This window comes from Microvirga sp. 2MCAF38, from assembly GCF_052115485.1.
GTDB lineage: Bacteria > Pseudomonadota > Alphaproteobacteria > Rhizobiales > Beijerinckiaceae > Microvirga.
Map to the genome: position 1 here is coordinate 122,965 of NZ_JBFRGU010000005.1, position 14,583 is coordinate 137,547.

13 protein-coding genes and 1 riboswitch are annotated in these 14,583 nt (G+C 61.8%); of the genes, 12 read left to right on the plus strand and 1 reads right to left on the minus strand.

Annotated features, from left to right (window positions below; all coding sequences use genetic code 11):
• The first annotated feature begins 195 nt into the window (after positions 1–195).
• Positions 196–870 (plus strand): hypothetical protein, encoded by a 675-nt coding sequence (locus AB4072_RS12195; protein ID WP_441968203.1) that lies wholly within the window; start codon positions 196–198, stop codon positions 868–870.
• Positions 871–1,027: 157 nt separating this feature from the next.
• Here the strand turns inward: AB4072_RS12195 and AB4072_RS12200 are convergent, their stop codons facing one another.
• Positions 1,028–1,576 carry a 6,7-dimethyl-8-ribityllumazine synthase gene (locus AB4072_RS12200; protein ID WP_441968204.1) on the minus strand — a complete coding sequence of 183 codons (549 nt, stop codon included), beginning with the start codon at positions 1,574–1,576 and terminating at the stop codon, positions 1,028–1,030.
• A 6-nt stretch (positions 1,577–1,582) separates the two neighbouring features.
• Positions 1,583–1,728, minus strand: a riboswitch (FMN riboswitch).
• Positions 1,729–2,066: 338 nt separating this feature from the next.
• Between AB4072_RS12200 and miaB the strand changes: the two genes are divergently transcribed.
• The 11 genes from miaB (at position 2,067) to nusA (ending at position 14,578) form a co-directional block, all read left to right on the plus strand.
• Positions 2,067–3,425, plus strand: a complete 1,359-nt coding sequence (miaB, locus tag AB4072_RS12205; protein WP_441968205.1) for a tRNA (N6-isopentenyl adenosine(37)-C2)-methylthiotransferase MiaB — start codon at positions 2,067–2,069, stop codon at positions 3,423–3,425.
• Positions 3,426–3,439: 14 nt separating this feature from the next.
• Complete coding sequence (locus AB4072_RS12210; protein ID WP_441968206.1) at positions 3,440–4,519, plus strand: PhoH family protein; 1,080 nt, start codon at positions 3,440–3,442, stop codon at positions 4,517–4,519.
• 10 nt (positions 4,520–4,529) lie between these two features.
• A complete protein-coding gene (gene ybeY / locus AB4072_RS12215) occupies positions 4,530–4,988 on the plus strand; it encodes an rRNA maturation RNase YbeY (RefSeq protein WP_441968569.1) in 459 nt (152 codons plus the stop codon).
• Positions 4,989–5,019: 31 nt separating this feature from the next.
• Entirely contained in the window at positions 5,020–6,084 is a 1,065-nt protein-coding gene (locus tag AB4072_RS12220; protein ID WP_441968207.1) for a hemolysin family protein, read from the plus strand.
• Positions 6,081–7,685 carry an apolipoprotein N-acyltransferase gene (gene lnt / locus AB4072_RS12225; protein WP_441968208.1) on the plus strand — a complete coding sequence of 535 codons (1,605 nt, stop codon included), beginning with the start codon at positions 6,081–6,083 and terminating at the stop codon, positions 7,683–7,685. Before AB4072_RS12220 ends, lnt begins: the two co-directional genes overlap by 4 nt.
• Positions 7,686–7,746: 61 nt before the next feature.
• Positions 7,747–8,157, plus strand: a complete 411-nt coding sequence (locus AB4072_RS12230) for a helix-turn-helix domain-containing protein (RefSeq protein WP_441968209.1) — start codon at positions 7,747–7,749, stop codon at positions 8,155–8,157.
• A 121-nt stretch (positions 8,158–8,278) separates the two neighbouring features.
• Positions 8,279–9,457: a methionine adenosyltransferase gene (gene metK, locus AB4072_RS12235; RefSeq protein WP_441968210.1), complete on the plus strand. Its 1,179-nt coding sequence runs from the start codon at positions 8,279–8,281 to the stop codon at positions 9,455–9,457.
• A gap of 6 nt (positions 9,458–9,463) precedes the next feature.
• The gene (gene trmB, locus AB4072_RS12240) at positions 9,464–10,144 is read left to right on the plus strand and encodes a tRNA (guanosine(46)-N7)-methyltransferase TrmB (protein ID WP_441968211.1); all 681 of its coding nucleotides are present in this window, start codon (positions 9,464–9,466) and stop codon (positions 10,142–10,144) included.
• A gap of 97 nt (positions 10,145–10,241) precedes the next feature.
• Entirely contained in the window at positions 10,242–11,906 is a 1,665-nt protein-coding gene (locus tag AB4072_RS12245) for a M10 family metallopeptidase (RefSeq protein ID WP_441968212.1), read from the plus strand.
• A gap of 429 nt (positions 11,907–12,335) precedes the next feature.
• Positions 12,336–12,965: a ribosome maturation factor RimP gene (rimP, locus tag AB4072_RS12250; RefSeq protein WP_441968213.1), complete on the plus strand. Its 630-nt coding sequence runs from the start codon at positions 12,336–12,338 to the stop codon at positions 12,963–12,965.
• 5 nt (positions 12,966–12,970) lie between these two features.
• A complete protein-coding gene (gene nusA, locus AB4072_RS12255; protein WP_441968214.1) occupies positions 12,971–14,578 on the plus strand; it encodes a transcription termination factor NusA in 1,608 nt (535 codons plus the stop codon).
• Positions 14,579–14,583 lie beyond the last annotated feature (5 nt).

A 14,583-nucleotide genomic window follows, 5' to 3' on the forward strand; every position in this document is an offset into this window, starting at 1 on the left:
TCAAAGGTTGGCGCTCACACCCCCACCCTAACCCTCCCCACAAGGGGGAGGGGAAGAGCGTGCATCGACAAAGCCGATGACTCGGTGGGGTCCCGAACAAGACGCAAGCCCGCCTCTTCCTCAGGGAGAGGGAGCGCGCCGCGCAAGCTGCAATAGCGTTCGCAATAAATTTTTTCACCCATGCTATAAGACGACATGGATTACTTCAGCATTCCTATATCACTTGTATCGCTGACGGTTTCACTCGGTACATTCTGGCTGGCGTTCGTGGATCGCGGACGGTTGCGTATGACAAAGCCGACCATAGTGTTCTTCGGATTCGATACGGTCCCCAAACCCACGCCCAAAGTGTTTTTGCGGACCTTGTTGTACAGCACGGCGACACGCGGACAGATCATTGAGGGTATGTACGCAACGGTTCGCCATTGCGGCCGGGAACGGGTGTTCCGCTTTTGGGGCTACGGCGAGAACAACAAGCTCTCTCCCGGCAGCGGATTGCAGATCAGCCGAACAGGGTTGGCAGCCAATCATCACTTCGTGTTGTCCGTCCATGAAGATGCGTACGTTTTCGAGCCCGGTGCCTATGAGATCGGCGTGAACTCCGATGTCGTGGGCCGTCGCAAACCGATGAAACTCGGGACAATCAAACTCGTATTGTCCGACGAGCATGCTGCGGCGTTAGCGCGGCAAGAAGGCGTATTGTTCGAGCGTAAAATCGACGGCGAATACGAAGGACATTCAAGAGGAAAGAATGACGCTCAACACCGTAATTCCGGGGCGCCGCAGGCGAACCCGGAACCCATAAACACTGATGATACCGGAAGAAGTACAGCGGCCTCGGCCGGGCTCCGCTGTCGGACCCCGGAATGACGCTGGAGCTTCGCCCCAGCGCCTCCCTCCTCCCCCTTGTGGGGAGGAGTTGGAGGTGGGGGTGTGAGCGCGACACTGATTCAACCCAGCGCCAACACCCCCGCCCTAACCCTCCCCACAAGGGGGAGGGGATGAGCGCGGTGCATTGGGATGAAACTCAGCCCATCACAGGCAGCGCATAAGACGCGCTCGTCACGGCCAGGCATGCCGCTGCGGCTTCGCGCCCCTTCACGTCGAAATGCGCCGTGAAGAAATCGCGATGCACATCGTGCTCGTGAAAATGCTGCGGCGTCAGCACCGCTGAGAGAACCGGAACGTCCGTTTCGAGCTGCACCTGCATGAGACCGGAAATCACCGCGTCGGCCACGAATTCGTGCCGATAGATTCCACCATCGACCACGAGGCCCGATGCGACGATGGCGCAATAGCGGCCGCTCTTCGCGAGCCTTTTGGCGAGGAGCGGAATCTCGAAGGCTCCCGGAACTTCATAGAGGTCGATGCTCACGCGGTTCACACCGCTCTCTCCCATCGCGGCGACAAAAGCATCGCGACAACGGTCGACGATCTCCTTGTGCCAGGACGATTGAATGAAGGCGATTTTCTGCTGTTGATTTGTAAACTGATCCACGTTGGCTTCCTTTAAATTGGCCAGACCATGAATCAGGGCATGCGGAAGCAGCGACACGCGCGCAAAAATGCGCGGCATCGCGACAACCGATCTCTTTCATCCGGACTGTAACCGTCGGCTTCGGAATCACACCGAATCTGCTGACCCCTCCATCGGAGAGCGCTCGCGGGCTTGAGGGCCGAGACCCTTTCACCGCCGGTGGGGACTTTCACCCCGCCCTGAGATCATCACTCACCCGACGGGTGAGCCTTCCTAATTAAGGTCGCAGCGGAAGCTTTGGCAATGACGTAGGCTCGACCGAGCACTCCTCTCCACGAATCGCGGGCCTGCCCGAGTTTCGCTTCAATAAGCGCAACGGAACCCTCCTTCCCCTTGTGGGGAGGAGTTGGAGAGGGGTGCGGCGCGACACTGATTCAGTTAGCGCCAAACCCCCCACCCTAACCCTCCCCACAAGGGGGGGAGGGGACCGGTAGCGCGTCGTTGATCCGCAGTACTATTCTCTTGCGGCCTCAAAAGGCTTAAAAGGACGTTTAATCGCCCCTCCAAACCACCGAACAGGCCCGCCCTCGTGAAAAAAGTCTTCGTCAAATCCTACGGCTGCCAGATGAATGTCTACGATGCCGAGCGCATGGCGGACGTGCTGGCGACCGAAGGCTATAGCGAAACCAAGGCCATGGAGGAGGCGGATCTTGTCATCCTCAACACCTGCCACATCCGCGAGAAGGCCGCCGACAAGGTCTATTCCGAACTCGGCCGCGTGCGCGAATTGAAAGAAGAGCGAGAGGCGCAAGGGTACGAGACCAAGATCGTGGTGGCGGGCTGCGTCGCGCAGGCCGAAGGTAAGGAGATTTTGCGCCGCCAATCCGCTGTCGACGTGGTTGTCGGCCCGCAGAACTATCATCGCCTGCCGGATCTTCTGAAGCGCGCGCGCTTAGCGCCCCTCGTCGACACGGAATTCCCCATCGAGGACAAGTTCGACCACCTGCCCATACCCTCGAAGGCCAAGATCCTGAGCCGGGGCGTGTCGGCGTTTCTCACCATTCAGGAAGGCTGCGACAAGTTCTGCACCTTCTGCGTCGTGCCCTATACGCGCGGCGCGGAAGTGTCGCGCACCGTCAGCCGCATCGTGGACGAAGCCCTGCGCCTTGCCGATGCGGGCGTGCGCGAACTGACCCTGATCGGCCAGAACGTGAACGCCTATCATGGGGAAGGTCCGGACGGCTCCGTCTGGTCCCTGGGACGGCTGCTGCACCGGTTAGCCGAAATTCCTGGCATCGTACGCCTGCGCTATTCCACCAGTCATCCGCGCGACATGGACGAGGAGTTGATCGCGGCCCATCGCGACCTACCGGCCCTGATGCCTTATCTTCACCTGCCGGTGCAGTCCGGGTCCGACCGTATTCTCGACCTCATGAACCGCAAGCACACGGGCGACGAGTACCGTCGCATTATCGAGCGCATGCGCCAGGCGCGACCCGATATCGCGCTGTCCTCCGACTTCATCGTGGGCTTCCCCGGCGAGACGGACCGGGATTTCGAGGACACCATGCGGCTTATCGCCGATATCGGCTTCGTCAGCGCGTTTTCCTTCAAATACAGCCCCCGCCCCGGCACGCCCGCGGCGGATCATGAGGAGCAGGTGCCCGAGCCTGTGAAGGCCGAGCGTCTCGCCCGGCTGCAAAACCTGTTGGAAACCCAACGACAGGCTTTCAATCTCGGAACCGTTGGCCAGACTCTGGACGTTCTTCTGGAGAAACCGGGCCGCCATCCGGGTCAGATCAACGGCAAAACTCCCTATCTGCAACCGGTGCAGATCGAGAGCGATGCCGCGGGGATCGGCGAGGTGGTGACGGTCCGAATCACCGGGAAGAGCACGAATAGCCTGTTTGGAGAATTGACCGGGACCCGCGGCCGCGAAGCCGCCTGAAAGGGAGACGTCATTTGAGGCCAGCGGACAGCGTGACCGCACGAGCGCAAAAGGGTCGGAACACCACGAGCTTCCACCCCGGCGTAGACGAAGAGGCCGAAATCATCCTGACCTTCGAAGACAACCGCCTTGCGGGGCTTGTTTTCGGCCAATACGACCAGAACCTCGCCCATCTCGAACGCCGTCTCGGGGTCGTGGCGGTCGCCACCGGCAACCGGGTCGGCCTGAAAGGATCGCCCGAATCGACCGAACAGGCGCGGCGGGTTTTGGAAAGCCTTTATGAACGGGCGCGCCAGAGCGCCATGTTGTCTCCCGGCGACGTGGACGGGGCCATTCAGGAGAGCACGCTCCAGGGCAATCTCTTCCCGACCGACGAGCCCAATATTCCCGGTCTCACCACTTTCGACCACATCGCCACCCGCAAGCGCGGGCCGGTGCGCGCCCGCAACGCCGCGCAGAACACCTATATCAAGGCGCTCAAGCAGCATGAGCTGGTCTTCGCCGAAGGCCCGGCGGGGACAGGCAAGACGTGGCTCGCGGTCGGCTACGCCGTCTCGCTTCTCGAACAGGGCAAGGCCGAGCGGCTGATTCTCTCCCGCCCCGCCGTCGAGGCGGGCGAACGGCTCGGCTTCCTGCCCGGCGATATGCGCGAGAAGGTCGATCCTTACTTACGCCCGATCTACGACGCCCTCTACGACTTCATGGAAGCGCGCTTCGTCGACCGGGGCCTGCAGACCGGCATGATCGAAATCGCTCCGCTCGCCTTCATGCGCGGGCGCACGCTCACCAACGCGGTCGTCTTGCTCGACGAGGCACAGAACACCACTTCCATGCAGATGAAGATGTTTCTGACCCGCCTCGGCGAAGGCTCGCGCATGATCATCAACGGCGACCCGACCCAGATCGATCTTCCGCCCGGCCAGAAATCGGGCCTGATCGAGGCCGTCCGCATTCTGGACGGCGTCGAGGGAATCGGCCGGGTCACGTTCAAGGAGCAGGATGTGGTGCGCCACGATCTGGTGCGCCGCATCGTGACGGCTTATGACGCAGCGCAACGCACAAACCAGGACGTTCAGGACCGCAGGCGTGATTGAGTTCGACATCATGACGGAAGGGGGGGAATGGTCCCGCCTTCCCGACGCGGAGGCCTTGGCGGCCCGGGCCGGTGAGGCCGCGGCCGCCGTGGCCGACGAGGAGGCTGAGGATTTCGAGATCAGCCTTCTTCTGACGGATGATGCGCGAATCCAGGAGCTGAACCGCGATTTTCGCGGCAAGGACAAGCCCACCAACGTTCTGTCGTTTCCCGCTCCTGAGCCGCCTCAGCATTTTGGCCCTCGCCATCTCGGCGATATTGCCTTAGCTTATGAAACGTTGGTGCGGGAGGCCGAGGCGGAAGCCAAACCTCTTGCCCATCATTATGCCCATTTGATCGTCCATGGTGTCCTGCATCTTCTCGGCTATGACCATGAGGTCGAGGAGGACGCGGAGATTATGGAAGCCCTGGAGGTAAAGGCGTTGGCCACACTCGGCATCGACGATCCTTACCGTGATATGGCAGCTTGAACGCGAACCGTTCGGCTGAAATTCAAACACAATGAATGACGATCGAAGTCGCAACGAACGCCCCCTCCGGTCCACGCCGGAGACGGAGGGTGTTCGCGACCATTGGTATGACCGTTTCCTCACCCTGCTCGGCCTGAAACAACGCGAATCCATCCGGCACGATCTGGAAGACGTGCTGTCGGAGGTGGTCGAGGACACGGATTTCTCGCCCCAGGAACGGGCGATGCTCAAAAACGTGCTCGGCTTCCACCGCCTGCGCGTCGACGACGTGATGGTGCCGCGCGCGGACATCGTGGCCGTGGCTGCCGAGACGAATCTCGGCGAGTTGCTCAACCTGTTCCGCACGGCGGGCCATTCCCGCCTGCCGGTCTATGGGGAAACCCTCGACGACCCCAGGGGCATGATCCACATTCGGGATTTTCTGGATTATCTCGCCGCGCGCTCCGATGCCCGGCCGAGCCGCCGTCGCCCTAAGACCGGCGACGAAAATGTGGCCGCGGCCCCGAGCCTGATCCGGGTCGATCTGTCCATGACGCTCTCGGCGGCGCAGATCCTGCGCCCGGTCCTGTTCGTGCCGCGCTCCATGCCGGCCCTCGACCTTCTGGTGCGGATGCAGGCGACGCGCACGCACATGGCGCTCGTGATCGACGAATATGGCGGCACCGACGGCCTGGTTTCCATCGAGGATCTCGTGGAGATGGTGGTCGGCGATATCGAGGACGAGCACGACGACGCCACGACGCTCACCATCATGGCGAGTGCGGACGGCACCTTCATCGCCGATGCCCGCGCGAGCCTCGACGAAGTCAAGGAAGCGCTCGGCATCGATCTGACCGACGAAGAAGATGCCGAGGATATCGACACCATCGGCGGCTTCATTGCGACCCTGGCGGGACGCGTGCCCTTGCGCGGCGAATTGATCGCGGGTCCGGGCCACCTCGAATTCGAGGTGCTGGACGCCGATCCGCGCCGCCTGAAGCGGGTGCGAATCCATCGCCGGGACGCGGAAACGCCCAACGGCAACGGGAATGACACGCCCCCTCTTCTGCCGCCTCCGGCGAATGGGTCTCCTCCGGAAAGCAAAGCGGCCGAATGACGAACCTTGTCGACCACGTCGTCCGTTTGAACGGATGGCGTCGATGGCTCTCGGCCTTCGCTGCGGGCGCCATCGGCGCCCTCGCCATGCCGCCCTTCGGGTTTTTGCCCGCCCTTTTTCTTTCTCTGACCCCAGCCATCTGGTTGCTCGACGGCTGCGGGGACGTCAAAACAGCCTTTGATCGGAAGGCCCTCCGGGCGGCCGCCGTAACCGGCTGGTTCTGGGGATTCGGCTATTTCGTGGCTGGGCTCTGGTGGCTCGGGGCCGCCTTTCTGGTTGAAGCGGACCAATTCGCCTGGGCCATGCCCTTCGGTGTGCTCGGCTTGCCTGCCCTTCTCGCTTTCTTCACCGCCTTCGGTTTTGCTCTCGCGCGCCTGATCTGGACCAAGGACGGCACCCGTATCCTCGCTTTCGCCTTCGGGCTGACAGTGTGCGAATGGCTGCGCGGCCATCTCTTCACGGGCTTTCCCTGGAACAACCTCGGCATGGCGCTCGGCCAGAATCTCTGGCTCATGCAAAGCGCCTCCCTCGTCGGATTGTATGGTCTGACGATCCTCGCAACGCTCATCGGCGCAGCTCCCGCGACCCTCTGGACCGGCCGGACGCCGCGCGCCCGCTGGCTTTCCCCGATCCTGGCAGCAATCGTTCTTGGGACCATGGCCGTTTTCGGAGCGCTACGGGTTCCCGCCGCCCCCCTGCCGACGGTCCCGAACGTCAATCTCCGCATCATGCAGCCGAATCTGCCTCAGGATGCGAAGTTCAACCCGCGCAATCGCGAGGCGATCATGCGGCGTTATCTCGCCTTTAGCGCCGGGCGGGGAAGCGATGGACAGAGCCTGGCGGACGCGACCCATCTGATCTGGCCCGAATCGGCGTTCCCTTTCCTGCTCCATCGGGATCCCGAATCGCTGATGCAAATTGCCGCACTCCTGAGGCCGGGCTCCGTCCTCATCACAGGCGCGGCGCGGATGGACGATCCTTTGCCGGGGGAAGCCGTTGGGAAGTTTTTCAACAGCATTCAGGTGATCGGGAGTCAGGGCACGATCCTTGGCGTTTACGACAAAGTACACCTTGTTCCGTTCGGAGAATATGTTCCTCAATTTCTGGACCGACTGATCCAGATGGTGGGTCTCCGGCAATTCGTTCACGTCCCGGGCGGCTTCGAATCGAGCACGCAACGAGGCGTTTTAAACGTTCCGGGCCTTCCTGCCGTCGCGGCCACGATTTGTTACGAAGCAATCTTTCCTGGCGAGATTCTGCCCGACGGGCCGCGTCCGGATGTGATTTTGAACGTCACTAATGACGCGTGGTTCGGCATAACGCCAGGTCCTCATCAGCATTTCGCGCAGGCACGGCTACGTGCCGTAGAGGAAGGTATTCCTCTTGTTCGTGCAGCGAACACTGGGATCTCAGCCGTAGTAGATCCTTATGGTCGGGTCGTAAAAAGTTTACCTTTGGGCGCTGAAGGGATACTTGACGCGCAATTGCCTCTTGCAATTACCCCACCTGTTTATAGAGGGTACAACCTGCTGATTTTAACTGCTACGCTTGTGATCTGCTGCATCGTTCCGGTCTTACGGCGTCGGCGGCGGAATTTCTGACAACTTTCGGGTATCAACCCGGACACCGAATGGTGCCGGGTCTGGGGGAGAAGCTTAGACCATGAAGAAATCGACCAGCACGATCGACAAGGAAATCGGCAGCCGCGTTCGCATGCGCCGTATGTCAATCGGCATGAGCCAGGAAAAGCTCGGCGAAATGTTGGGTTTAACGTTTCAGCAGGTCCAAAAATACGAAAAAGGCACCAATCGGATCAGCGTCGGTCGCCTCGTCGACATCGCCATGATCCTCGGGGTGGAAATTCCCTTTTTCTTTGACGGCGTGCGCAGTGGCCGCGGCAATCCCGGTTTCGCGGAGGACGCCTCCCCGTCCTACGCCTCCGAGGTCATGTCGACCCCTGAAGGTCTGCATCTGATCCGGACCTTCGCCTCCATCAAGAACGCCAAGGTTCGCAAGAGCATCGTACAACTCGTCACGGTGCTGGCCGATTCCCCCGAGGCGTCGGAAGCCTAAAGAGCGTTCGGCATAACGAACGCGTTCGTCGATTTCCTTGACCTTTTCCGGTATCTGCGGCATGAGCGAAGCTCCCGTTGCGCCCAGAGGCGTGCCCTTATTCCATTCAAGGACTTTCATCGTGCGTCGTTCGAGCTATCTTTTCACGAGCGAATCCGTCTCCGAGGGACACCCGGATAAGGTTTGCGACCGTATTTCCGATACCGTCGTCGACGCTTATCTGGCGGCGCTTCCCGAGGCCCGCGTGGCCTGCGAAACCCTGGCGACCACGAATCGCGTGGTCATCGCGGGCGAGGTTCGCGGCCCTTCCTCGATCACACACGACAAGATCGTCGAACTGACCCGCGAAGCCATCAAGGACATCGGCTACGAGCAGGACGGCTTCCACTGGAAGACCGCCGACGTGGCGGTGCACCTGCATGCGCAATCCGCCGACATCGCCCAGGGCGTTGATGCGGCCGGCAACAAGGACGAAGGCGCCGGCGACCAGGGCATCATGTTCGGCTATGCCTGCAACGAGACGCCGGAGCTGATGCCCGCGCCGATCTATTACGCCCACAAGATCCTCCAGAACCTCACCACCGCCCGCAAGGCCAAGGAAAACGGCGCCGCCCTTCTGGGCCCGGACGCCAAGAGCCAGGTCACGGTGCGCTACGAGAACGGCAAGCCCGTCGCGGCAACCCAGATCGTGCTCTCGACGCAGCACCTCGACGAGAACCTCTCGTCCGAGGACGTGCGCACCATCGTCGAACCCTATATTCGCAAGACGCTTCCCGCCGGCTGGGTCACCGGCGAGACGGTCTGGCACGTGAATCCGACCGGCAAGTTCGTGATCGGCGGCCCCGATGGCGATTGCGGCCTCACCGGCCGTAAGATCATCGTGGACACCTACGGCGGCGCGGCTCCGCACGGCGGCGGCGCGTTCTCCGGCAAGGACCCGACCAAGGTCGACCGTTCGGCCGCTTACGCCGCCCGTTATCTTGCCAAGAACGTGGTCGCGGCCGGTCTCGCCGACCGTTGCACCCTGCAGCTTTCCTACGCCATCGGCGTGGCAAAGCCCTTGTCGATCTATGCCGATCTGCACGGCACCGGCAATGTCGACGAGGGCAAGCTCGAAGCGTTTCTCAGGGATGCGATGGACTTGTCGCCGCGCGGCATTCGCACGCATCTGTCGCTCAACAAGCCGATTTACGCCCGCACCTCGGCTTATGGCCATTTCGGCCGCGCCCCCGAGGCCGATGGCGGCTTCTCGTGGGAGCGTACCGACCTCGTCGACACCTTGAAGTCGGCTCTGGCCTAAATCGCAATGAACGCAGCCTCCGAACAGACCGGCGCCTTCTTCGGGCGCCGGAAGGGCAAGAAGCTGCGCTCCGGTCAGGACGACCTGATCCAGAACCTGCTTCCGGCGTTACGCGTGACACCGGAAGCACCTCTCTCCAGCCTGTTTCCCGATTCGAAACGCGAAACCTGGCTCGAGATCGGCTTCGGCGGCGGAGAGCACCTCGCCGCACAGGCGCACGCGCATCCCGACGTCAACATCATCGGCTGCGAGCCTTTCGTGAACGGCATGGCGAAGCTTCTCGCCACCGTCGAGCGGGAAGGCCTGAAGAATGTCCGCGTCTGGGACGACGACGTGACCGATCTTCTGCCGCACTTCCCCGATGCCTCGTTCGACCGGGTCTACATTCTCTATCCCGATCCGTGGCCGAAACGCCGACAACGCAAGCGCCGTCTCGTCTCGGATGAGACCCTGACCATGCTGGCGCGCGTCATGAAAAAAGGCGCCGAACTGCGCTTTGCCAGTGATATCGATGATTATATCGGCTGGGTTCTCGCCCGGGCGATGCGGTCCCCCGATTTCCGCTGGACCGCCGAACGCGCCGACGACTGGCGCACGCCCTATCCGGGCTGGCCCGGCACCCGCTACGAGGCCAAGGCCAAGCGCGAAGGGCGTATTCCTTCCTATTTAACTCTTTTGCGTCTCTGACTTTCTGTGAACCTTACGTAAGGTAATCGCGTTGATGCAAGCTCCACGCAATCCGCCCCGGGTAGGGTCGTGCGTGGATGCCTGTGATCGAGGACGCATGGCAATTGCCACCACGAGTAAACTGTCGGGAAACCTGAGCATCGACGCGCTCCTTTCCGGCTACACGTGGAGCGGCACGGTCAGTTTCGGTTTTTCGACAAGCGCTGCCGCCTACGGGCCGAATTACGGTTCGGAGCCCGCCAACAATTTCAGTCCCGTCTCGTTCGCCATGCAGCAGGCGTTTCGATCGATCATTCTCGGCTCCAGCCCCTATGCCGGCGGCGCGAAGATGACGCTCACGCCGCTCGTGGGCTTCACGAAACTCTCTTTTGTCGAAACCTCCATGACCAATGGAGTCTGGGCCGACATCGCCATCGGCTCGACCTCGGAGGCCGGCACTGCCCAGGCTTACTATCCCGTCCCGAATGCAGGCACGATCGCCGGCGATGTCTGGTTCGGCAAGAGCCCGAGCTTCAACGCCGCCGCGGTCGGCACCTGGGGTTTCCAGACCGCGATTCATGAGCTCGGCCACGCACTCGGCCTCAAGCACCCGCACGAATCCGGCGCGGACGGTGACCTCGCGACGCTCCCGGTCTGGCAGGACAGTCTCGAATACAGCGTGATGAGCTACCATTCCTACGTGGGAAGCACCGATTTCGGCTATACCAACGAGCAATACGGTCTGCCGCAGACCTACATGATCGGCGATATCGCCTCCCTGCAATATCTGTACGGCGCGAATTTCGACTTCCGTCGGTCCAATACCACCTACCAGTGGAATCCGCTCACGGGCGAAGCTTTCGTGGACGGGCAGGGCCAAGGCCATCCGGGCAACCCCGCGACCGTCGGCGAACAGGCCGACCGCATTTTCGAGACGATCTGGGACGGCGGCGGTATCGATATCTACGATCTGTCCAATTATCGGTCCAATCTGCGCATCGACCTGAAACCCGGCGCGTCCTCGACCTTCAGCTTCGACCAGCTGGCGCGGCTCGACTACAACGTGAGTGCCAAAGGCAACGTCTATAACGCCCTGCAATATCAGGCTGATTCCCGCTCCCTGATCGAGAACGCCAAGGGCGGCTCGGGCAATGACGTATTGTCGGGAAACGCGGCCGCCAATCATCTCTACGGCAACGCCGGAAACGACACGCTTTTCGGGGGAGCTGGCGCCGATACCCTCGAAGGCGGCTCGGGCAGCGACACCTATATCGTGGACGACACGCTCGATACGATCGTCGACCTGTCCGGCATCGACCGGGTCATCACGTCGGTGAACTGCACCCTCGGCAGGGGGCTGGAGAAACTGATCGGCTCGGGCACGACCGGATTGGTCCTGAAAGGCAACAGCGGGGCCAACACCATCAAGGGCACGCTGGGCAGCGACACTCTGACCGGCGGCAAGGGTCGGGATATCTTTTATTTCGCCACGAAGATCGACAAGACCCGCGCCAATGTCGATTTCATCACCGATTTCAACGCCAAGGACGACGCGATCAAGCTCGCCCAATCGGTCTTCAAAGCATTGCCGACAGGCGCGCTGTCGTTGGACGCCTTCTGGACCGGATCGAAAGCGCACGACCCTTCGGACCGTGTGATCTACAATCAGAAGAGCGGCGCGCTCTATTACGATCCCGACGGCTCCGGCAAAGGTGCCGCGATTCTGTTCGCCATGCTCACCAACAAGGCCAAGGTGACGGAAAAAGACTTCCACATCGTCTGACCTTCCGCTCACGCCAACAGGTGATAATTCAGTTTGGTCCGCGCTCTTCCCTCCCCCTTGCGGGGAGGGGTAGGGGTGGGGGTTGAAAAGTCAGAGCGTTGCCTGTGATCCGATAAGCAGGAAGGCTACTACAGCGCCAGACGTCTGAAAGTTTCACCCGGTCGGACCACCCTCACCCTTCATCCCTCCCAGCAAGGGGAAGGAATGCCTGTACCTCTATCCTCATCAAACTGAGTGACGACCCGCCAGCAGCAATGCTTGCATTTCGCGGGCCGTGCCGCTATCTTGTGTCTGTCAGTTCTGGTTGCAGCGTCATGCTGCTGGTCAGAGTGGGCCCCGCCGGGTCCGCTCTTTTTTATTGCCCGAACGCCAAGTGAATACCTAGTGGTGAATACCGAGTGATGGCCCGAAACGGGCGCGTGGAGAGCGATGTCGAACGAGCATGAAAAGCGATTGATCGTCGAATCCGGCGTGGCGGCGCGGGTCGCAGCCATTATCGAGCCGGTGATCGAGGACCTCGGCTTTCGGCTTGTGCGCATCAAGATCTCGTCGACCAACGGCTGCACGGTCCAGATCATGGCCGAGCGCTCGGATGGCACCATGTCGGTGGACGATTGCGAAACGGTCAGCAAGGCCGTCTCCCCGATCCTCGACCTGGAAGATCCTATCTCCCAAGCCTATTATCTTGAAGTCTCCTCGCCGGGGATCGACCGCCCGCTCGTGCGCGCCGGCGATTTCGTGCGGTGGAGCGGCCACGATGCGAAGATCGAGATGGCCGTACCGCTGGAAGGCCGTAAGCGCTTTCGTGGCTTCATCCGCGGCGTCGAAGACGAAAACGCCATCGTCGAATTGCCGGATGTCAAAGAGGGTCTGGAGCGCATAGTGCGCATTCCCCTCTCGGGCATCGGTGAAGCCCGGCTCGTTCTGACGGATGAGCTGGTGCGTGAATCGCTTCGTCGCGGCACCGCGCCTGTCGCGGCCGATGACGACACCGAAAGTGAAGCGGAGCCGGCGCAAAAGCCGCGCGGCCCGCAGAACACGAAACTTAAAGAGGAGTAACGTCGATGGCTATCAGCGCCAACAGGCTTGAACTCTTGCAGATCGCCGACGCGGTCGCGCGTGAGAAGGTGATCGACAAGCAGATCGTGCTCGACGCCATGTCGGATGCAATCGCAAAGGCGGCACGCTCGCGCTACGGCACGGAAACGGACATCCATGCCGAGATCAACCCGAAGACCGGTGAGCTGCGTCTCTCGCGCCACCTGCTCGTGGTCGAGGATGCCGCGTTCGAGAACGACTCGCGCGAAATCACCATCTCGGAAGCGCGCAAGCGCAATCCCGCAGCGCAGGTCGGCGACGCCATCTCCGAAACCCTGCCGCCGTTCGATTTCGGCCGCATCGCCGCGCAATCGGCCAAGCAGGTGATCGTGCAGAAGGTGCGCGATGCCGAGCGCGACCGTCAGTACCAGGAATACAAGGACCGCATCGGCGAGGTCGTGAACGGCACCGTGAAGCGCGTCGAATACGGCAACGTGATCGCCGATCTCGGCCGTGGCGAAGCGATCATCCGCCGCGACGAACTGATCCCGCGCGAAACCTTCCGCCCCGGCGATCGCATCCGCGCCTATCTCTTCGACGTGCGTCGGGAGACGCGCGGCCCGCAGATTTTCCTGTCCCGCACGCATCCGCAATTCATGGCGAAGCTGTTCGCGCAGGAAGTGCCGGAAATCTATGACGGCATCGTCTCGATCCAGGCTGTCGCCCGCGATCCGGGCTCGCGCGCCAAGATCGCCGTGACCTCGCGCGATTCGTCCATCGATCCGGTCGGCGCCTGCGTCGGTATGCGCGGTTCGCGCGTCCAGGCGGTCGTCGGCGAATTGCAGGGCGAGAAGATCGACATCATTCCGTGGTCCCCCGATCAGGCGACCTTCATCGTCAACGCACTCCAGCCCGCCGAAGTGGTGAAGGTGGTGCTCGATGAGGAAGCCGACCGCATCGAAGTGGTGGTGCCGGACGATCAACTCTCGCTCGCCATCGGCCGTCGCGGTCAGAACGTGCGCCTCGCCTCGCAGCTCACCGGCTGGGATATCGACATCCTGACCGAGGCCGAGGAATCTGAGCGCCGTCAGAAGGAATTCGCTGAACGTTCCGAACTCTTCATGAACGCGCTGGACGTGGACGAGGTGGTGGGCCAGCTCCTCGCGGCGGAAGGTTTCCGCTCAGTCGAGGAAATCGCCTATGTGGACCTGCCCGAATTGTCCTCCATCGAAGGCTTCGACGAAGACACCGCGAACGAGATCCAGAGCCGCGCTCAGGAATATCTCGCCCGCATCGAGGCGGAGCACGAGGCGCGCCGCGCCGAACTCGGCGTCTCCGACGAATTGAAGGAGATCGACGGCGTCACCTCCGCGATGCTCGTCGCCTTCGGCGAGAACGACATCAAGACCATCGAGGATCTGGCCGGCTGCGCCACCGACGATCTCGTCGGCTGGACGGAAGGTCGCGGCGCCGAGGCGGTCCGCTACAAGGGCGCGCTCGACGGCTTCGACATCTCCCGCGCCGAAGCGGAGGCCATGATCATGGACGCCCGCGTGAAGGCGGGCTGGATAGAGGCGCCGGTAGAAACCGAGGAATCGGCTGAGGAAGCCGAGACCGAGGCGCAGCCCTCGTAACGCGA

What these genes read in the sequence shown, in the direction of transcription:
- AB4072_RS12195 (WP_441968203.1), top strand. Translation starts at nt 196, where the DNA reads ATGGATTACTTCAGCATTCCTATATCACTTGTATCGCTGACGGTTTCA.
- AB4072_RS12200 (WP_441968204.1), bottom strand. Translation starts at nt 1,576, where the DNA reads ATGCCGCGCATTTTTGCGCGCGTGTCGCTGCTTCCGCATGCCCTGATT.
- ybeY (WP_441968569.1), top strand. Translation starts at nt 4,530, where the DNA reads ATGACGGAAGGGGGGGAATGGTCCCGCCTTCCCGACGCGGAGGCCTTG.
- AB4072_RS12220 (WP_441968207.1), top strand. Translation starts at nt 5,020, where the DNA reads ATGAATGACGATCGAAGTCGCAACGAACGCCCCCTCCGGTCCACGCCG.
- lnt (WP_441968208.1), top strand. Translation starts at nt 6,081, where the DNA reads ATGACGAACCTTGTCGACCACGTCGTCCGTTTGAACGGATGGCGTCGA.
- AB4072_RS12230 (WP_441968209.1), top strand. Translation starts at nt 7,747, where the DNA reads ATGAAGAAATCGACCAGCACGATCGACAAGGAAATCGGCAGCCGCGTT.
- trmB (WP_441968211.1), top strand. Translation starts at nt 9,464, where the DNA reads ATGAACGCAGCCTCCGAACAGACCGGCGCCTTCTTCGGGCGCCGGAAG.
- AB4072_RS12245 (WP_441968212.1), top strand. Translation starts at nt 10,242, where the DNA reads ATGGCAATTGCCACCACGAGTAAACTGTCGGGAAACCTGAGCATCGAC.
- rimP (WP_441968213.1), top strand. Translation starts at nt 12,336, where the DNA reads ATGTCGAACGAGCATGAAAAGCGATTGATCGTCGAATCCGGCGTGGCG.
- nusA (WP_441968214.1), top strand. Translation starts at nt 12,971, where the DNA reads ATGGCTATCAGCGCCAACAGGCTTGAACTCTTGCAGATCGCCGACGCG.